At 48.1% G+C, this 18,741-nt stretch carries 19 protein-coding genes; 11 read left to right on the top strand and 8 right to left on the bottom strand.

The genetic code is table 11. From position 1 onward, the window contains the following. Positions 1-10 precede the first annotated feature (10 nt). Together RIF25_RS15295 and RIF25_RS15290 are read right to left on the bottom strand one after the other, a co-directional pair. Entirely contained in the window at positions 11-355 is a 345-nt protein-coding gene (locus RIF25_RS15295; protein WP_322879389.1) for a hypothetical protein, read from the bottom strand. Between the two features lie 30 nt (positions 356-385). Further along, entirely contained in the window at positions 386-823 is a 438-nt protein-coding gene (locus RIF25_RS15290) for a YraN family protein (protein WP_322879388.1), read from the bottom strand. Between the two features lie 187 nt (positions 824-1,010). On the opposite strand from RIF25_RS15290, the gene RIF25_RS15285 reads away from it, so the two are divergent. The 4 genes from RIF25_RS15285 to msrA all read left to right on the top strand — a co-directional run bounded on the left by RIF25_RS15285 (position 1,011) and on the right by msrA (position 5,046). Continuing rightward, the gene (locus RIF25_RS15285; RefSeq protein ID WP_322879387.1) at positions 1,011-2,243 is read left to right on the top strand and encodes an LL-diaminopimelate aminotransferase; all 1,233 of its coding nucleotides are present in this window, start codon (positions 1,011-1,013) and stop codon (positions 2,241-2,243) included. Positions 2,244-2,675: 432 nt separating this feature from the next. Continuing rightward, positions 2,676-3,653 (top strand): CAF17-like 4Fe-4S cluster assembly/insertion protein YgfZ, encoded by a 978-nt coding sequence (gene ygfZ / locus RIF25_RS15280; RefSeq protein ID WP_322879386.1) that lies wholly within the window; start codon positions 2,676-2,678, stop codon positions 3,651-3,653. Then, a complete protein-coding gene (locus tag RIF25_RS15275; protein WP_322879385.1) occupies positions 3,646-4,215 on the top strand; it encodes a pentapeptide repeat-containing protein in 570 nt (189 codons plus the stop codon). Before ygfZ ends, RIF25_RS15275 begins: the two co-directional genes overlap by 8 nt. Before the next feature lie 69 nt (positions 4,216-4,284). Then, the gene (gene msrA, locus RIF25_RS15270) at positions 4,285-5,046 is read left to right on the top strand and encodes a peptide-methionine (S)-S-oxide reductase MsrA (RefSeq protein ID WP_322879384.1); all 762 of its coding nucleotides are present in this window, start codon (positions 4,285-4,287) and stop codon (positions 5,044-5,046) included. A gap of 116 nt (positions 5,047-5,162) precedes the next feature. Here the strand turns inward: msrA and RIF25_RS15265 are convergent, their stop codons facing one another. The 3 genes from RIF25_RS15265 to psaX all read right to left on the bottom strand — a co-directional run bounded on the left by RIF25_RS15265 (position 5,163) and on the right by psaX (position 7,831). Then, a complete protein-coding gene (locus RIF25_RS15265) occupies positions 5,163-5,921 on the bottom strand; it encodes a circadian clock KaiB family protein (RefSeq protein WP_322879383.1) in 759 nt (252 codons plus the stop codon). Between the two features lie 3 nt (positions 5,922-5,924). Continuing rightward, on the bottom strand, positions 5,925-7,193 hold the full coding sequence (locus RIF25_RS15260; RefSeq protein ID WP_322879382.1) for a type IV pilus twitching motility protein PilT: 1,269 nt from the start codon (positions 7,191-7,193) through the stop codon (positions 5,925-5,927). Between the two features lie 518 nt (positions 7,194-7,711). Next, positions 7,712-7,831 (bottom strand): photosystem I protein PsaX, encoded by a 120-nt coding sequence (psaX, locus tag RIF25_RS15255; RefSeq protein WP_015125712.1) that lies wholly within the window; start codon positions 7,829-7,831, stop codon positions 7,712-7,714. 316 nt (positions 7,832-8,147) lie between these two features. Between psaX and tsaB the strand changes: the two genes are divergently transcribed. Continuing rightward, positions 8,148-8,783: a tRNA (adenosine(37)-N6)-threonylcarbamoyltransferase complex dimerization subunit type 1 TsaB gene (tsaB, locus tag RIF25_RS15250; protein WP_322879381.1), complete on the top strand. Its 636-nt coding sequence runs from the start codon at positions 8,148-8,150 to the stop codon at positions 8,781-8,783. Here tsaB and RIF25_RS15245 read toward each other — a convergent pair. Then, complete coding sequence (locus RIF25_RS15245) at positions 8,780-9,025, bottom strand: hypothetical protein (protein WP_322879380.1); 246 nt, start codon at positions 9,023-9,025, stop codon at positions 8,780-8,782. The two genes, tsaB and RIF25_RS15245, sit on opposite strands and share 4 nt — an antisense overlap. Positions 9,026-9,049: 24 nt before the next feature. Further along, positions 9,050-9,433: a hypothetical protein gene (locus RIF25_RS15240; protein WP_322879379.1), complete on the bottom strand. Its 384-nt coding sequence runs from the start codon at positions 9,431-9,433 to the stop codon at positions 9,050-9,052. A gap of 69 nt (positions 9,434-9,502) precedes the next feature. Here RIF25_RS15240 and RIF25_RS15235 point away from each other — a divergent pair, with 69 nt between their 5' ends. From RIF25_RS15235 to smc, 6 genes are all read left to right on the top strand, one after another. Then, entirely contained in the window at positions 9,503-10,006 is a 504-nt protein-coding gene (locus tag RIF25_RS15235) for a hypothetical protein (RefSeq protein WP_322879378.1), read from the top strand. A 9-nt stretch (positions 10,007-10,015) separates the two neighbouring features. After that, positions 10,016-10,996 carry an NAD(P)-dependent alcohol dehydrogenase gene (locus RIF25_RS15230; protein WP_322879377.1) on the top strand — a complete coding sequence of 327 codons (981 nt, stop codon included), beginning with the start codon at positions 10,016-10,018 and terminating at the stop codon, positions 10,994-10,996. A 44-nt stretch (positions 10,997-11,040) separates the two neighbouring features. Continuing rightward, positions 11,041-11,538 (top strand): GNAT family N-acetyltransferase, encoded by a 498-nt coding sequence (locus tag RIF25_RS15225; RefSeq protein WP_407682454.1) that lies wholly within the window; start codon positions 11,041-11,043, stop codon positions 11,536-11,538. Positions 11,539-11,541: 3 nt separating this feature from the next. Then, the gene (locus RIF25_RS15220) at positions 11,542-12,393 is read left to right on the top strand and encodes an ABC transporter permease (RefSeq protein WP_322879375.1); all 852 of its coding nucleotides are present in this window, start codon (positions 11,542-11,544) and stop codon (positions 12,391-12,393) included. 787 nt (positions 12,394-13,180) lie between these two features. Continuing rightward, positions 13,181-14,470 (top strand): glucose-1-phosphate adenylyltransferase, encoded by a 1,290-nt coding sequence (locus RIF25_RS15215; RefSeq protein ID WP_322879374.1) that lies wholly within the window; start codon positions 13,181-13,183, stop codon positions 14,468-14,470. A gap of 228 nt (positions 14,471-14,698) precedes the next feature. Next, entirely contained in the window at positions 14,699-18,271 is a 3,573-nt protein-coding gene (smc, locus tag RIF25_RS15210; protein WP_322879373.1) for a chromosome segregation protein SMC, read from the top strand. A gap of 56 nt (positions 18,272-18,327) precedes the next feature. Here smc and RIF25_RS15205 read toward each other — a convergent pair. Further along, the coding region (locus RIF25_RS15205; RefSeq protein WP_322879372.1) for a DUF4351 domain-containing protein at positions 18,328-18,741 on the bottom strand (414 nt) is incomplete at its 5' end.

Genomic DNA, 18,741 nt, shown 5'->3' with positions numbered 1-18,741 from the left:
TAAAAATCTTTTAAGGTGGGGATTGGGTTTCTAATAGTTGACGAATAGCTTGGAGTTCTGCCAAGATTGCCGTCAAGAGTTCCTGAGTCTGATCTGGAGGCACAGCCTTAAATTCCACATTGACGGTTTTGTACTTGAGAACGTCTTTAGCAAAACGAGCGACTTCATTGGGATGGAATAATAAGGGTTGGCGACGACTGCGGCGGATTTCTGGGTTAAGCCGTTGGGGATCAAACGGGCAATTTAACAACTGGCTATCGGTATTAATGTAGCGATAAATAGAGGCCCGCGAACGATTCAGTATCCCTTGAACTTGATCTAAATCTAATAATTCGGCATGGGGTTGACCATTCATATCCGAGCCACAAGAAAGGGTGCATCCATTTTAAGGGGTGAAGGCATCCGTTAAGTAATCTAAGAGAAAAAAGCGATAGGGCCCTCGTTGTCCGAGGAATTCCAGGCCGGGCGTGGGTAATGGCAGATGAAAATTTTGAGTGTTTGTTATGGATTGATATTGAACTAATGCCACATCAAAACGACAGGGTAAGGCAGCATAGTCGGGATACTGTTCTAAAAATAGTTGGGCGGTATGAATAATTTTACGTTGCTTGGCAGGCGTAATGGCCATGAGTCCACCCTGATCAAGGCTTTGGCTCTGGCGTGTTTTGACTTCAATAAATGCGACTACTCCCGCTGGTGTTTGAGCAATGAGATCCAATTCCCCCCAGGAACAATGCCAATTTTGAGCCAGGATTTGCCAGGCCTGGGCTATTAGCCACTGGGATAAGACCTGTTCGCCAATTTGGCCAATTTTCTTGCCCATTACTTATGACAAAGATGACAATAACTCGTGGACGTTTTCTGAGACTCTGCTAGTCATTTTTTGGATTTTAACCAACATCGAAAACAAAACTTAGCCGGGAACAAATGGCCAAGATTTGTTTTCCCCAGGCCTGGATGACAGGTTAAACTGATTAAACACATCAATTTTTCCAGAGTAACAAGGCTCAATGGTTGCCATCAACGAAAATTATCTCAAACTTAAAGCTGGCTATTTGTTCCCAGAAATTGCTCGCCGTGTCAATACCTTTAGCCAGGCCAATCCCGATGCACCGATCATCCGTTTGGGAATTGGCGATGTGACTGAACCCTTACCCCAAGCCTGTCGAGATGCGATCATCAAAGCTACAGAGAAAATGGGACAGCGGGAGAGTTTTCGCGGTTATGGCCCAGAACAGGGATATGGCTGGCTAAGAGAAAAAATTGCCACCCATGATTTCCAGGCCCGCGGCTGTGATATTGATGCCAGTGAGATTTTTATTTCTGATGGTTCTAAATGTGATACGGGCAATATTCTCGATATTTTTGGCAACACCAACACCATTGCGGTCACAGATCCGGTTTATCCCGTCTATGTGGATACCAATGTCATGGCCGGGCATACGGGAGCCGCCAATGAAAAAGGGGAGTATGGGGGCCTAGTCTATTTACCGATTACCGCCGCGAACGACTTTACCGCCACAATTCCCAGTCAAAAGGTGGATTTAATCTATCTCTGTTTTCCCAATAATCCCACTGGGGCCGTGGCCACCAAAGAACATCTCCAGGCCTGGGTTGATTATGCGAACTCCCATGGATCGATTATCTTTTTTGATGCGGCTTACGAGGCATTTATCACCGACCCAACCATTCCCCACTCGATCTATGAAATTCCGGGGGCCCGCACCTGTGCCATTGAGTTTCGCTCATTTTCTAAAAATGCAGGCTTTACCGGCACCCGTTGCGCCCTTAGCGTTGTCCCCAAAACCCTAGAAGTTAAAGCCTCCACTGGGGAAAAGATTCAACTCTGGAGTCTCTGGTCACGGCGGCAGGCGACAAAATTTAATGGGGTGTCCTACATCATCCAGCGGGGGGCCGAGGCGGTTTATTCCCCAGAAGGACAGGAACAGACACGGGGCCTGGTGAATTTCTATATGGAAAATGCCAGTCTGATTCGAGAAAAACTTAGCCTGGCAGGATTTGCGGTCTATGGCGGTGAAAATGCGCCCTATGTCTGGCTAAAAACCCCGAATGATCTATCGAGTTGGGAGTTTTTTGATAAATTGTTAACGACCTGCCATGTGGTTGGGACACCGGGCTCTGGTTTTGGGGCGGCGGGTGAAGGCTATTTCCGCATTTCGGCCTTTAATAGTCGGGAAAATGTTGAAACTGCCCTAGCACGGATTGTGAAGGCCTTTGGTTAGTTGGACAATATCAATTAAATTTGCGAAAATTAAATCGCCGGTTAGGAGCAGAGAAACCGATTTCAGGGCCGACAGTGAATCAACTGGAAACTCGATCACAAGCGTTCATTGCATTGGAATACACCCTACAGGTTAAGCCGTGAAAAATGAAGGATAAAGTGACTGATAAACGATTCAAATTGCCATCGAGTTTTGTTCGGGAGCATAGGGAGCTAAGCTAATCCTATAAAGTAACTAATTATCCTCTGATTTATCCCATTGACTTGACTTCAATCGTTCCGCAAGCTTCCCGTTAAGCTCTGCTTGGAGCACTAAAAATTTGATTTTCCTGAAATTGAGCCATACTGCCTATATTCCGTTCTTAATTAAGACTGCCATCGCCTACAATATGTAATTGACTGAGATCAACAATCCTACTGTAATTAATGATTGATGAATACCGATTCCCCAGCACCAGCTTGCTATGACTGTTCCCATTGGGGGCGAATTTTGCTGCGCGGTGCAGATCGGTTGCGTTTTCTCCATAATCAAAGTTCCAATAACCTGAATCTACTCAAACCAGGCCAGGGATGTGATACCGTCATTTTGACCTCAACGGCCCGAACATTAGATTTGGTCACGGCCTGGGTACGGCATGATGATATTTTGCTCTTGGTTTCACCCCAACGGCGGGAACCTTTACAAAAATGGCTAGACAAGTATATTTTCTTTGGGGATCAGGTTGAACTCCAAGACGTAACCCAAACAACTTCCTGCTGGCGATTCCTCGGCCCAACCTGTGAGCAAATTTTTAAGAACCTAGGCCTGGATTTATCTGACTTACAACAGCTAGGAGATCATCATCAATACTATATTGCTGACTGTCCGGTTGAGATTAGTTTTGGCTCTGGTTTAGCTCTCCCAGGCCTGACCCTAACGCTACCCATTGAATATCGTCTCCCTGTCATGGCAGAAATCAAGCTGGCCCAACCTGAATTAATGGAACTCTCCGAAACAGATTGGGAACATCTGCGGATTTTACAGGGCCGGCCGGCGGTGGATGCGGAATTGACGGAGGACTATAATCCCTTGGAGGCTCGTTTAGACTCCATCATTTCCTTTGATAAGGGCTGCTACATTGGCCAGGAAACCATTGCCCGCCTGAATACCTACCAAGGGGTAAAGCAACAATTGTGGGGCCTGGCCTTGACGGATTATGTGGAACCGGGAACCCCATTGCAGCTAGAAGGAACCAAGGTGGGGGTTTTAACCAGTTGTACCTCTTTAGATCAGCCCCTTGATCAACAGTCAAACGCCTTTGGCCTGGGCTACATCAAAACTAAAGCCGGGGGAGTGGGGTTACGGGTTGAGGCTGGGTCTGCCATCGGGCAAGTGGTGGATGTCCCATTTTTAGGAGCCGAGGGTGCTTAGGACAAGCTTTTTGGGCCTGGGATTTTGGTTGATCGGGAGCCTCAGTCCGGCCTGGGGGGAGAATCCGGCCCATGTCCGCCAACTCTTGGCCACCCGTCAATGTCCCCGTTGTGATCTCAGTGGGGCTGACCTGCGCCATAGCAATTTGGATCGTGCTGATCTTTCCCAGGCCAATCTGAAAGGGGCCAATCTGATGGGGGTTAATTTATTTCGGGCTAACCTGAGCCAGGCTAATCTCGAAAATGCCTATTTGGCAGGGGTTAACTTTTTTGCAGCCAATCTCGAAAATGCCAATCTTCAGCGAGCCAACCTCTATTTAGCCACCCTTGTGAATGCCAACTTAACCGCAGCCCAACTCCAAAATGCCCGCATGGTTTTAGTCAATGGTGTCAATGCCAACTTTACTGGGGCCAATCTCAACCAAGCTAATCTCTCGGGCGCAAACTTAATTGATGTCAACTTTACCCAGGCCAATTTAACTGGAGCCGACATCTCCCGCGCCAACTTAGATGGGGCCCAATTACAAGGTGCTAAATTTCCTCTCAAGCCAAAGGAGCTTTGAGGCCCTCGCTTCTCCTCGACCATTGATGAATCGTTATGATGTTGCTAGTGCTAGGCCTGGCCGAATTTTATGTTAACTCTCAAACTTCGCTCCCTCCCGACCCCCATCTACCGTGGACTCATTGCGACTTTAACCGTGACGGCTGTGGTCTTAGTCGGATTTGTCATTGTCCGCCTTTCCCCTCCTAAACTAGCTGACATCCGCTCCACAGTCCCCGATCCCGTCATTGATGCCTCTATGCTTTCCCCTACGGCGATGCCCAGTCAGCAGACAGCCGTGTTTGCCGGGGGTTGTTTTTGGGGGATGGAAGCTTTATTTGAGCACGTTAAGGGGGTTTCCAATGTTATTTCGGGTTACGCCGGTGGGAGTGCTGAAACTGCCACTTATCAACAGGTCAGCCGTGGGGGAACAGGACACGCTGAATCCATCCAAATCACCTATGACCCCTCCCAAGTCTCCTATGGAGAATTACTGAAGATATTTTTCACGGTTGCCCATGATCCAACTCAACTCAATCAACAGGGTTTTGATGTTGGGACCCAGTACCGCTCGGCAGTTTTCTTTACCAATGCAGAACAGCAAAAAATTGCCCAGGCCTACATTGAGCAACTGAATCAAGCCAAGGTGTTCTATCAACCTGTTGTCACCGATGTCCAGCCCTTAAAGGACTTCTATCCAGCCGAAGACTATCATCAAGACTTTGTCGCCCACCATCCGACCAACTTCTATGTTGTTGCCGTGGAAATCCCGAAAATTGATCGCTTCCAAAAACGTTTTCCTAACCTATATACTCCCCAGGTCAGTAAATCTGCTTCCCCTAGTGGGGTTTAGGGCTAAACTTTTGACTGCTCTTTTAAGGTGAGACGGGGACAAGTCAGAAAATGGGTTATGGGTAATCTTTTTAAGAGTTCTACACTCTCAGCACAGTCTGCGTAACCCTATAACTGTTAATAGAGCGGGGGCGGATCCTCAAGTAACCATTGCAATGTCGCTAAGTCATCTAACTTGCCAACTAAGCGGCGTAAAGGGGGCGGCGAGACACGAACTAGGGTTGGGGTTGCGGTGACTTGATCCCGTTCTGCTAGCTCAGGTTGGCGAGTCACATCGACAATTTTTAAGGTGTAGGGAGCCGCCAGACACTGGGGCAAGAGGCCGTGGAGTGTTTTCAGGGTTTGGGCCGTAGCGAGAGAATGGCCAGATACATAGAGACGCAACGTATAACTGACGGGATTCTCAACCAAGATTGGTGGTGAACTCACCGTAGGGGTAGGGGACTCCAGGCCATGGACTAAATTATGATGCTGCCAAAGCTGTGGAAAGCGGGGCCGATAGCTCTCAATCGAACGCAGATCATGACTGAGGCTAGAACTGGTTAACTGCTGCCATGGCAGTTGGATCATCGCTGGATGCTCAAACAACACATCCAAGAGGAATCGCTGGGACCAAACCAGGGGATGCGCCTCAGCAACGACGGATAATTGTTGAGTCGGTAAATCCACCCAGAAATCAACCGTAGCTGTATAGGCTGGACAGAGAAACAGGGGTGGCTCCGGTAAATCTAGTCGCCCTTGGAGCACTGAGCAGAGATGGTGATGCCAACGCCCCTGCTTACTCACATCCAGGCCATAGACCAGATCAAAGGCTGGGGTGAATAGCGCAACGCCCTTGAATAACCAGGATTGTGTTTGTTGGTGCCCCCCCCCCATCGATCAGATTCGACCCCGCAGAATTTGGGACATTTCGTTGGGTTTCGGGGAATTTTCTAGGGCTGTTTCCTCATCAATTCGACCCGCTTCATAGAGATCGTAAAGACACATATTAAAGGTACACATCCCGTCATAGGCGCACTGGGGAATAATCGCCTCAATTTCTTCTACGTCTCCCCGCAGAATATAGTCCTTGATGGCATCGGTGTTGATCATAATTTCATGGATCGCCGCCCGCTTTCCATCGGTCGTTCGCACCAGGCCTTGAGCAATCACCCCCACCAAAGATTCGGCAACCTGCATCCGCATTGGCCCCTGTTCTTCAGGTTTGTAAAGGTTAAGAATCCGTTCAATGGTTTTCACGGCGCTGTTGGTGTGCAATGTGCCAAAAACCAAGTGACCCGTTTGGGCAGCCTTGAGGGCCGTATTCACCGTTTCCCGATCCCGCATTTCCCCAATCAGGATAATATCGGGGTCTTCCCGTAACGAGGCCTTGAGGGCATTGTCAAACTCCAGGGTATGAATCCCCACTTCCCGCTGACGAATCAAAGAGCGTTTACTTTGGTGGACAAACTCAATCGGGTCTTCAATGGAGATAATATGCTTCGGCATTTCCGAGTTGATGTAGTCCACCATGGCTGCCAACGTTGTGGATTTCCCAGACCCCGTCGGCCCCGTGACTAAAATCAAGCCCTTGTGATAGTGGCAGAGATCTTGGAAAACCGTCGGCAACCCCAACTGTTCCATGGTCAAAATTTTCAGAGGAATCAGTCGTAAAACCATCGCCGGGCCTTTCAGGGCAATGAAAACATTAATCCGCACCCGAGCCATGCCTTCATATTGGTAAGCCCCATCGTATTCCAGGCGACTCCAAAACTGCTCAATTTGCGGCGGGGTGAGAATCTCGTTCAGCCAGTAGTTAAATATCTCCTTATCCGTAACGGGGTGATTGGTGGTGATCATCCGGCCCCGCTCCCGAAACCGTGGTGACTCGCCGACCCCCAAATGCACATCTGAATAGCCATTTTCATAGGCTTCCCGCACCAGTTGCTCCATCGTGGGGCCATTGATCCGCCGGGCCGCATTGGCTGGGATTGCGCCTGGGCCTTGGACTCTGGCCTGGGGAGTGGCAGCAGCGGGCATCCGTGGGGGTGGGGCGGGTAAGGGTAAGGTTTGATTGGGCATTGCTGGCATTGGCGGCCGGGCAGGAGGGGGTGGGGCGGGCATTCGGGGCGGGGGCGAGGGGAGGGGCGGGTACTGGGGATCGGGCATGGAACGGCCTCCAGAAGACGTTTAGAGAGAGTAATGGGGTTTAGCTAGCTTCAAAATCCAAAATCATCCTATGCACATGGCCAGTATAGAAACCTTTGTCTATTCCTGGGGGGCTAAATCTCGTTGCCGCTAAGGGGATGCAGAGGGTCTTCCTTGGGGGATAGTTGAGGGGGGGCTAACAGGTTTGAGCAAATGTACGGCCAAGAACAGACGAGACCGACTGGAGATGAAGCCCTCTTTCCAGGCCCCAGCTAAGAGAACCTATATGTGGGCAAGTGACCCGGCCAAATCCCTGCTGTAAATTCACCTGATTAATAATGACTGATACCTGACAAACAGGTGATTAGCTGGCTCTGATCGGTGCTCAAGGATTTACTTTTTGATCAGACTGCCTTCCCTAGACCTGTGGCCCTAGATATCCCCAGGCCGGCCAATCCCCTATTCTTCATGTGTCGTAGCAATGGATTTGGGGGTAAAAACTGCTGCTTGGCCTGGAGACATCTTGGGAGTCAGGAGAATTATTTGATCACCCCAAAATAGTAGCCAGCCACAACAAAGTTAATAATCAATAACAACACTGCCCAACTGGCGCGAAATGTATAGGTCGGTTTAGCGGTTTTGGTCGTTTTAGTAGCCATGTCAGTCTCCGCAAGATTCACTAAGGTGATTTTTCCCAATCATACAACTGTTGTTTCCCCGGTTGATGGCCAGAAATCTATTAAATCTTGAATTGTGGTCTATGGCATGACACAGATTATCCTCAGTCTCTAGAAGTCTGTGAAGCTTTGACTGGAAACCATCTTCTGAGTTCTTGTTGTCTAGCTATAAATAGGTAAAGTGATATTGATCTGAGGCAGCTTGTCCCTCGGCCGATCCGGGAGTTGTTAAGCTCTGAGAAGATGGAAGTTAGAATCGCAGGGCCTGGGAAAGCGGCGTTTTAAGCTGACAATTTTGATGAATAAAACTGGACAGGGCTTAATTTTATCTACGGCCGGGCCGGAGTTGGGTTTGGGACTGATTGGCACTCAAGGGGGGCCGCAGTGGCAAAGTTGGGACTTGGGCCGGGAGATGGCTGTGTATTTGCATTCCTGTTTAGCAGAGTTTTTTCCTAACCAGGCCTGGGGGGAGCTAGACTTTATCGCAGTTTGTCGGGGGCCGGGTAGTTTTACGGGGACGCGCTTAGGAGTTGTCACGGCGAGAACCTTAGCCCAACAGTTGCAGTTACCTTTATTCGGGATTTCTACCCTAGCGGCCGGGGCCTGGAGTATTGGACAAAGCTTGACCGAACCATTAACCTTAGCCATTGATTTTCCGGCCCAACGGGATCATGTTTATGGCGCAATTTTTCAGGTTGATCCCAACCGTTCAGAGATCAAAACCGTGCAAGAAGATATGTTAATCACGACCGGGGCCTGGGAGGAATTACTCAGCCAATCTCCCCTGAAGCCCAAGCGGGTTCCTCTACCGAATAGTCTTGCCGTTACCCAAGGAATTGCTGCCCTTGCCCAGGCCCGATATGTTGCGGGAGAGCGCCCCGATTGGCAAACTGTCATTCCGTTTTATGGGGAAACCTGGAAACCCAAACCTTAAGATGTTGGTGATCTATCCTGGGCTGTGGGTTGAGCATCTGGGACTTTGGCCAATACTGCCCCGTACTTTTCTCGATTCCCGCGTTTAGCCCGTTCCTTAAGATAATTTTCGGTCATCAACGCCGATAATTTCCCCGCAATTGCCGTAACAATAAACTGATCAATCGTAATCCCATCTTGCTTGGCCAGCGCAGACAACCATTTCTGTAATAAGTCAGGAATTTGGACTTGAATCATGCTCATGGCAATTTTCCTATCAGGCATAAGTTATTGATTTTTGGATATGTTGTCTTCACTGGGCTTTGCACGATTCACGGCATTATTCATTTGGATAGTTCTTATGCCCCGATTAGCTAAAGCTCCAGTTGCCAGTGGCACACCAAAACCGCCCCCAACAAAAATAACGAGTGAAACAACCCCTTTAAGAAATTTTTCTCCTTGGGAGCAATTATTGGGCAAGGCACAACCCATTGGCCCCATAGCAAAGGCTAACCAGGCAGCAGGCATAAATGAAAACGGGAAAATTAGCACTGCAACTAAACAGCCCGCCCCATTGGCCAGACATCCAGAAGAATGAGTTTGTTCATTATTGTTTGAGCTTTTCACCAGAGAATGACCAATCAGGATGCAGAAAACTCTATTAAAAGTCATTAGGTCGCTTTACTTTATTAAAGCTCAATCATCCCCAGGCCTGGTGTAATCTGTTAGGACTAGCTTTGGATGGCATTTATGACGGCGGCGGACTCTATTACCGACCATCCCTGGTATTTAGCAGCCCAACTGGTGCAACCGGCCCTGATTCGTTTGGTGGATCAACTGCGGCAACAATTAACCGAGTCGGCCTGGAAAAGCAGCTATGAAACCGTGGAAGTGTGGCCGGATAATCTCCCAGACAATTCAGAGAATACCGAGACTGAACCGCAAATTCTCTATTGGCTTTATCTCACGCCCAAAGAGGCAACTCCGGATACGCGCCCGATTGCGATTAATCTGTGGGAACTGTGTTATCAAATTTGTTTTGAATCCTATACCCCAGTTTTAGATCGCTTAACCATTCAAGATTTTCAACTGGGGGAAGTTGCGGTGGATCGGAGTTTATTTGACGATCATGGAGAAGTGGATTGGAATTGCTTAGATACAAAGGCAGCTCAGGTGGTTAAAGCCATGTTGGATTCTTATAATTCACTAGATTTAAAAAACAACCAACACTCAGGCGATCCTTAAGGAGGATTGATGAAAGCAATTGTCTGCACAGAATACGGAACACCAGATGTCATGCAGCTCAAGGAAATAGAAACGCCTCGGCCTGGGGAAAATCAAGTCTTGATCAAAATATCTGCCACAACCGTAACATCTGCTGACGTGCGCATCCGCAAGGCTGATCCGTTCCCTGTTCGTTTTTTCTATGGCTTGAGAAAACCCAAAAATACTGTGATCTTGGGGTCAGATCTGGCTGGGGAGATTGCCGCGATTGGACAAAAGGTGACGCAATTTAAAAAGGGTGATCGGGTTTTTGCGGGTGCTGGAACAACTTTTGGGGCAAATGCTGAATATCTCTGTATGAATGAAACAGATGCGATTGCGCTCAAACCGAACAACATGACCGATGCCGAAGCCGCCTCAATTCCGTTTGGAGCCACCGCTTCCTTGATTTTCTTGAGAGATAAGGGAAATATCCAGAGTGGGCAAAAGATTTTGATCTATGGGGCTTCGGGAGCTTTGGGGACAGCGGCCGTGCAGCTTGGGAAAGCCTTTGGGGCAAACGTGACCGGAGTCTGTAGTACCGCAAATCTAGAATTAGTTAAATCCCTAGGTGCGGATCAAGTGATTGACTATACGAAAGAAGACTTTACTCAAAGCAAAAATACCTACGATATTGTCTTTGATACGGTGGGGAAAAGTCCATTTTCTGGCTCTCTCAGTTCCCTTAAACCCAACGGAATTTATCTCAGGGCGGTGCATTTTGATCCCATCTCTCTTCTGCGCGGACTCTGGACTTCACTCACCAGCAGCAAAAAAGTAGTGGGGGGGATGGCTATCGAGTCTCAAGAAAACCTGATCTTTCTCAAGGAGTTAATTGAAACCGGAAAACTCAAATCAGTCATTGATCGAACTTATCCATTGGAACAGACTGCTGCGGCTCATAGATATGTTGAACAAGGACATAAGAAAGGAAATGTAGTGATCACTGTGACTGCCAATGAGAAAACCTAACAATCAAACAGTACTGAAACGTCTTATTAATGAAAGGGAACTCCATCAGAATTCGTCAGGCTAGCCCCAATGACTATAGCTTGATCATTGGTGTCCTTGATTTATGGTGGGGAGGGCGGCCCATGACTGATATGCTGCCCAGGCTTTTTTTGACTCACTTTTGTGAAACAAGTTTTATCGCTGAATTAGACTCTGAAATCATCGGTTTTCTCATTGGATTTTTATCACAGTCTTATTCAGAAGAGGCGTACATTCATTTCGTCGGGATTCATCCAGACTATAGAAAAAAGGGTATTGGCAGTGCTTTGTATAGACAGTTTTTTGAGACGGCTCAAGCCTATGGTCGTCTTCGCGTCAAGTGTGTTACTGCCCCAGTTAATAAAAGCTCAATTGCCTACCATTTGCGCATGGGATTTGTGACTGAACCCAGTGAAACTCAGGAAGATGGCGTGCCTTATCATGTGGACTATGACGGGGAAGGGGAGCATCGTGTACTATTTGTTAAGCATTTATCAGTTACATCCGACGCGCAAAAGGCCTAGGTTTTGAAATTACATCAATCTTGGAATTTAAGTCAGGTTTTATTGCGGCTGGGCCTGGTCATTACGGTTTTATATATCCTCATTGCTCTGTTTGCGCCCCTGTTCCAGGCCTGGGGATGGATGGCGAACCCCCAAGAATTTTTAGATTTCCCCGTCCATCAACCACCTTCGAGTGAGCATTGGTGGGGGACAAATCGCCAGGGGTATGATGTTTTTTCTCGAACGCTGTTTGGCACTCAAGTTGCCTTGCAAGTTGTGGTTGTGGCCACCCTGTTTAGTTTGCTAATTGGGGTTCCTTTGGGCCTGGTGGGTGGCTATTTGGGCGGACGACTCGATACGGCATTGTTGTTTGTCATGGATACGATTTATACCCTCCCTGGCCTGTTATTAGCCGTGACAGTGGCCTTTGTGGTCGGTAAAGGAGTCGTCAATGCAGCCGTAGCCTTAAGTGTCGCCTATATTCCGCAGTATTATCGGGTCGTGCGGAACCAAACTATTAGCCTCAAAACTGAAGTTTTTATTGAAGCCGCCCAGGCCATGGGAGCCACCACCAGCCGCATCCTGAGTCGTTATTTATTTCTGAATGTGTTGCCCAGTATTCCGGTGTTGTTTACCCTCAATGCCGCCGATGCGATTTTAACTCTGGCAGGCCTGGGATTTCTCGGACTAGGTTTACCGCCGCAAGTGCCAGAATGGGGGCAAGATTTACGCCAGGCTTTGGATGGATTATCGGTCGGCATTTGGTGGACAACCTTATTTCCAGGCCTGGCCGTGACCCTGTTAGTGATGGGTTTATCCTTACTTGGCGAGGGCCTGGGAGAAATCTTAAATCCCCTGAATCGCCGAGACTCATAGCCAATCATCAAACAGATAAGGTTCATTGTTGGCCTGGTGACATTGGTCGGTAGTGGTGTGATCAACATCCTCTGGTTTGACTGTGCCTCAAAAAGACCCAAGCTGGCCGGCCTGAGTTATTCACTTAAAAAATACTTTCACTGGTGATCGTCCCATGTCTGAATGAAGCTTCAAACACTGACAACTATAGCGTTACTCATTTAGGGTGAGATGGGTATAAGTCAGAAAATGCTTTATGAGCAGTGTTTTTGGCATTTCTACTCTCTCAGAACAGTCTGCGTAATACTATAAATAAAAGCTGACATCTGACTGTCCATACCAGTTCTGAGGCTGGCAGATGAAACACCTTTGACAGGGGATTTAACCCCGGTGGTATCTGTAAATATCCAATCCTCTCTTATCGAAGCCAATGGCATTTGTGGTTAACTTTGGAGGTAGCTTATCGGTCAGTCTTAATGAGAATCTTTATTTATCGACGCTTATCGGCTTTAGTTGGATGGAAGCCTCGCCCATAGCTAAAGTAATTTATAAAATCATTGGCAGAGCATATCCCTTACGGCTTAAAACTATGAGAACAGCTATTGAATCTGAAGCCTGAAATTATCCATACTCGAGCCAATATCCATCAAACCCATCAAGTCAACCACTTCGGGTGAGGCAGGAGCAAGATGATCCGGGATGGGGTTGTGAATAGACTAGAGCGCGGGGCCTAGGCCAGCTTAAACTGGACGTGGGCTGAATTAATCAAAACCATTAATCGGCTCGACACAAATCACGGGAGACTGCAATGAAGAGAGTCTTGGCGATTATTCTCGGTGGTGGCGCAGGGACACGCTTATACCCCCTGACAAAACGGCGGGCCAAACCAGCAGTGCCCTTAGCCGGCAAATATCGCCTCATTGATATTCCAGTCAGTAATTGCATCAATTCTGAATTGACGAGCATCTATGTCCTAACTCAGTTTAATTCCGCCTCCTTAAATCGCCATATCGCCCGCACCTATACGTTTCCCAGTCTTACGGGTGGTTTTGTTGAAGTTTTAGCGGCCCAACAAACTCCGGAAAATCCGAATTGGTTCCAAGGCACAGCAGATGCTGTCCGCCAATACCTGTGGCTCCTCTCAGATTGGGATGTGGATCAATATTTGATTCTCTCAGGGGATCATCTGTATCGGATGGATTATCGTCAGTTTGTCCAACGCCATATTGATACCAATGCGGATATTACTCTTTCCGTTTTACCTGTGGATGAGCAGGCGGCCCAAGGGTTTGGCTTAATTAAGGTTAAGGAATCTGGGCAGGTGGTTGATTTTACCGAAAAACCCAAGGGGGATGTCCTAAAGTCCATGGCGGTGGATACGACCCGGTTTGGCTTAAGCCCGGATGTGGCCCAACGCAAGCCCTATATGGCCTCCATGGGGATCTATGTCTTTAATCGGCAGGTCTTAGTTGATGTCCTCAAAGAAATGCCCGATGCTACAGACTTTGGCAAAGAAATTATTCCAGCAGCGGCCCGGCATCGGAATGTGCAAACCTATCTCTTTGATGGTTACTGGGAAGATATTGGAACCATTGAATCCTTCTATGATGCTAATTTGGCCCTGACTCGCCAGCCCCAGCCCCCGTTTAGTTTCTATGACGAAAACGCCCCGATCTACACTCGGCCTCGTTATTTACCCCCCTCGAAACTCCTCTCCTGCAACATTACTGAATCCATCATCAGTGAGGGCTGCATCCTCAAAGAATGTCAGGTGCATCACTCGGTTTTAGGGGTACGCTCGCGGGTGGAGTCCGGTTGTGTGATTGACCATGCCTTGATTATGGGATCGGACTTTTATCAACCCCTATCAGAGCGAAACGTCAGCTATGACCAAAATAAAGTGCCAATTGGGATTGGGGCCAATAGTATTATCCGGCGAGCCATTGTGGATAAAAACGCCTGTATTGGCCGGAATGTGAAAATTATCAATAAAGACCGGGTTGAAGAGTCCAATCGAGAAGAAGTGGGGTTTTATATTCGCAGTGGAATCGTAGTAGTTCTTAAAAATGCGGTAATCCCTGACAATACGGTGATTTAGGGGCTTCCATACCCAATCAACAGGGGTGCAGCTCCAGGCCTGGGGGTAATCCCCAACGGTCAGTGATGGGCAAGTGAGCTGTGGTGATATACCTTTAGGGGCACTTGGGTTGAGATATTGAATTGAGGTTTTTCTCCCCTATGACAGTGGATTTTGTGGTCGCGGTCTAAGGCTGGGGATGTCAATGCTAGAGTATCCATAATCTGAGTTGAGAACCCATAGATAGCCGTGTACGTCAAGCAACTGGAACTGACTAATTTCAAATCCTTTGGGGGGACAACGGCAATCCCTTTACTGCCTGGTTTTACGGTGGTTTCTGGCCCCAATGGTTCGGGAAAGTCAAATTTATTAGATGCCCTGTTGTTTGCCCTCGGCCTGTCTGGATCTAAGGGAATGCGGGCTGAACGGTTGCCGGATCTGGTGAATCACAGTCAAACCCGGCGCGGCCATAGTGTTGTAGAAACCCGAGTTGTTGTTACCTTTGCCCTCGAACCCCACGAAATCCCCCAGGCCACGCTCTCGACCGCAGATAGTCCGGTACAACCCACAGAACCCACTGAATCCCCGCAAATTCTGGAATGGCAAGTCACCCGAAAATTACGCGTTACAAAACAGGGAACCTATACCTCGACCTATTTACTCAATGACCAGGCCTGTACCCTGAACGAACTCCACAACCAACTCCAACAATTACGGATTTATCCTCAGGGCTATAACGTGGTGCTCCAAGGGGATGTGACGGGTATTATTTCGATGAATAGTAAGCAGCGGCGAGAAATCATTGATGAGTTGGCGGGAGTGGCCGATTTTGACCGGAAAATTAACCAGGCCCGCGAGAAGTTAGACACCGTTAAAGAACGGGAAGAACGGTTTCGGATTGTGGAGCAGGAGTTAATTCAACAGCGGGATAGATTACAACGGGATCGGGTGCAAGCAGAAAAATATAAAGTCCTCCGCCAGGAGTTAGAAACCAAGCAGGAATGGAGTCGGGTCCTGGCCTGGCAGACGGTTCAACAACAAATCAAACAATTGCAAACCCAAATTCAAGTGGGGGAAAAATCCCAGGCCCAGTTACAAAGCCAATTAACCCAATTAACAACTCAAATTAATACGGATACAAAAAACCTAGAAACCCTAAATCGCCAAGTTAAAGCTCTCGGGGAAGATGAATTAATTAAACTCCAAACCCAACTGGCCCAAAAACAAGCAGAACAACGGCAACTGTCACGGCAGCAAACGGAACTCAAGCAAACCCAACTCCATCAGGCCGAGGAATTACGCAATTTACAAATTAACTTACAAACGGAACAAACGCAATTAGAAACGCTGAAAAAACAGCAAAAACAGTTAGAAGCCGAACAAATTCAACCCCAACAGAAAGCTTGTCAAATTGCCTTGCAAGAATTAGAAGCCAGTCGGAACCAAGCCAAAGATTTGAATGCCGCCGCCCAGGCCTGGATGCAAGAGCACACCCAACTTCGCACCGAAATTAATCAACTGGCAACAATCCTAGAACCCCAACGCCTCGAACAATCCCGCCTCCAAGAACGCCAGAGCCAACTGGAACGGCAAATTTCCGAACAAACCCAGGCCTTAGCAGAAATTGAATCAGAGTTGGCGATTGTCCAAGATGAAATGGCCACCGCCGAAACCCTACTTGCCCCGGAACAAACAGAAATTCAACGCCTGGCCCAACAGATTGCCCAAACTCAAGAACAACTGCAACTGAATCAACAAACTCGGGAGCGACTGCAACGGGAACAACGGGAAAAGCAACGACAACTGGACAAACTCGAAGCCCAACAACTGGCGATCCAAGAAACCCAAGGTACCCAGGCCACCCGCTTAATTCTGCAAGCACAACTCCCCGGAGTTATTGGGACGGTAGCACAACTGGGTCGGGTGGAAACGGCCTATCAACTGGCTTTAGAAATTGCGGCCGGGGGACGGTTAGGGCAAATTGTCGTTGAAGATGATGCGGTGGCCGCGGCGGGGATTGAAATTCTCAAACGGGAACGGGGCGGGCGGGCGACTTTTTTACCCCTGACTAAAATGCAATCCCCACGGAATCTACCCAATTTGAACTTACCTGGCCTGGTGGATTATGCTTTGAATCTAATTGAGTTTGAACGCCGCCTCTTACCAATTTTCGCCTATGTGTTTGGTCAGACCTTGGTGTTTGAGGATTTAAGTTCCGCCCGTAGATATATTGGCCAACATCGAATTGTCACCTTGGATGGCGAACTCTTAGAAACCAGTGGGGCCATGTCCGGGGGCAGTCGGCAACAGTCCAGCTTGCATTTTGGCAAGAGTGAGGCCCAGGAATCCAATGAAGTCCGGGAGTTACGGCATCGTCTAGCCGAAATAGATCGCCTTCTCAGTCGCCTTGAAACAGATCTCAGTAGTCAACAGGTAAAATTACAACAAGCAACCCAAGACCTAACGGAAAAACGGGAACAACTGCGAGATTTAGATCAACAACAAAATCAACTGAAAACCTCCGCCCAGGCCCTGACCCGGCAACAACAGCAGATTCAAACTCAACTGAGTCAAAATCAAACCGAACTTACCGCCACCTTAGCCAAATATCAACAACTTACGACCGATTTACCGCAACAAGAAGGTCGTTTAACCCAACTCCGAGAAACTTTAGCAAAGCTGGAAGAATCCCAAACCCACAATGAATGGCAAACTCTGCAAGACCAAGTCCAACAAAAAGAACGGGCCTGGCAAACTCTAGATGCAACCTTACGGGGCCTGGAGCGGCAAAAGCAGGATTTAATTTATCACTATCAACGCCAAGAAACCCAAATTCAACAGCATCAAGCCCGCATTGCCACCCTCCAACAACAACAAACCCAGGCCCTGCACCAAGCGACCCAGTTTGAAACTGAAATTAGTCGAGGTTTGGCTCAAGTGAGTGATTTAGAACAACAGATTCGGGGCCTGGAAACCCAGATGGGGGAAATTAAACAACAGCGAGATCAACAGGAATATCAACTCCGCCAGGCCCAGACGCAACAACAAACCACTCAATGGCAACTACAAAATCTCAGCGAAACCCAGGCCCAAAAAGCTGCTGAACTCAAGACTCTCACCGAACAAACTCCGCCTAACTTGCCCCCGGAACTACCTGAAATCCCGGCCGATTTAACCCTGCCCCAACTGCAAGAGCAAATTTTAAACCTGGAAAAACGCTTACGGGCGATGGAGCCAGTCAATATGCGGGCGATTGAGGAATACGAACATACCCAGACCCGGCTGGATGAACTGAGTCAAAAATTAGCCGTTTTAGATTCTGAACGCACCGAAGTCCTCCTACGAATTGAAAACTTTACCACCCTCCGCCACCAGGCTTTCCAAGAAGCATTTGATGCCGTTAATACTAACTTCCAGGCCATTTTCGCCACGCTCTCGGATGGAGATGGTTATCTACAGTTAGAAAACGCCCAAGACCCGTTTGCTGGTGGCCTGAATTTAGTTGCCCATCCCAAAGGGAAACCCGTCCAAAGGCTGGCATCTATGTCTGGAGGAGAAAAATCCTTAACCGCCCTCAGTTTTATCTTTGCCCTGCAACGCTATCGCCCCTCGCCCTTTTATGCCTTTGATGAAGTAGATATGTTTCTAGATGGAGCCAATGTCGAACGCCTCTCAAACATGATTAAACAGCAGAGCTTAACGGCCCAATTTATTGTCGTCAGTTTGCGCCGCCCGATGATTGAGGCCTCCCAACGCACGATAGGTGTAACCCAGGCCAGGGGACAACATACTCAAGTCATCGGGATTAAGTTACAGGATTAGTTATTTTAGCCTGATCAAAAACTCAAGCTGTTAGAGTCAATAATCAGCCTCAAAACTCAGTGACGGTGTAACCAGGCCTCAACATCTTTCACCGTGTTAAACTCGAAAATCCCCAGAGCTAATTCCTCTAAGCGATCCAAGGATAAGGATTTAATCTCAGCCTCTAGGCCTGGGGGAAGTGCGCCAAAACGTTGAGATAATAGCCGCAAAACCAAAAGTTGCTCTCCTTGTTGCCGCCCTTCTTGTCGCCCTTGTTGCCGCCCTTCTTGTCGTCCTTCTTGCAGTCCCTCTGCTTTTACCTCTTGATAGAAACGACTGTTTTTCAACTCACTAGCTGTAAATCCAAGCATCTCTTCCACCTCCTGCCGAGTCAGATGAGTAAATTTATACGCAATGATGGTTGTCGCTAGGTCTATTACAGCATTTTTCATGACTAGTTGGCACAGTAGCAACAGTGGGTAAAATAATTT

It is taken from the genome of Pseudocalidococcus azoricus BACA0444, assembly GCF_031729055.1.
In the GTDB taxonomy this organism is placed as follows: Bacteria; Cyanobacteriota; Cyanobacteriia; order Thermosynechococcales; family Thermosynechococcaceae; genus Pseudocalidococcus; species Pseudocalidococcus azoricus.
This window is presented reverse-complemented; position numbering and strand designations above follow the sequence as displayed.

Coding starts and splice junctions, on each gene's coding strand:
- RIF25_RS15295 (WP_322879389.1), bottom strand. CDS start 355: ATGAATGGTCAACCCCATGCCGAATTATTAGATTTAGATCAAGTTCAA.
- RIF25_RS15290 (WP_322879388.1), bottom strand. CDS start 823: ATGGGCAAGAAAATTGGCCAAATTGGCGAACAGGTCTTATCCCAGTGG.
- RIF25_RS15285 (WP_322879387.1), top strand. CDS start 1,011: ATGGTTGCCATCAACGAAAATTATCTCAAACTTAAAGCTGGCTATTTG.
- ygfZ (WP_322879386.1), top strand. CDS start 2,676: ATGAATACCGATTCCCCAGCACCAGCTTGCTATGACTGTTCCCATTGG.
- msrA (WP_322879384.1), top strand. CDS start 4,285: ATGTTAACTCTCAAACTTCGCTCCCTCCCGACCCCCATCTACCGTGGA.
- RIF25_RS15265 (WP_322879383.1), bottom strand. CDS start 5,921: ATGGGGGGGGGGCACCAACAAACACAATCCTGGTTATTCAAGGGCGTT.
- RIF25_RS15260 (WP_322879382.1), bottom strand. CDS start 7,193: ATGCCCGATCCCCAGTACCCGCCCCTCCCCTCGCCCCCGCCCCGAATG.
- psaX (WP_015125712.1), bottom strand. CDS start 7,831: ATGGCTACTAAAACGACCAAAACCGCTAAACCGACCTATACATTTCGC.
- tsaB (WP_322879381.1), top strand. CDS start 8,148: ATGAATAAAACTGGACAGGGCTTAATTTTATCTACGGCCGGGCCGGAG.
- RIF25_RS15245 (WP_322879380.1), bottom strand. CDS start 9,025: ATGAGCATGATTCAAGTCCAAATTCCTGACTTATTACAGAAATGGTTG.
- RIF25_RS15240 (WP_322879379.1), bottom strand. CDS start 9,433: ATGACTTTTAATAGAGTTTTCTGCATCCTGATTGGTCATTCTCTGGTG.
- RIF25_RS15235 (WP_322879378.1), top strand. CDS start 9,503: ATGGCATTTATGACGGCGGCGGACTCTATTACCGACCATCCCTGGTAT.
- RIF25_RS15230 (WP_322879377.1), top strand. CDS start 10,016: ATGAAAGCAATTGTCTGCACAGAATACGGAACACCAGATGTCATGCAG.
- RIF25_RS15215 (WP_322879374.1), top strand. CDS start 13,181: ATGAAGAGAGTCTTGGCGATTATTCTCGGTGGTGGCGCAGGGACACGC.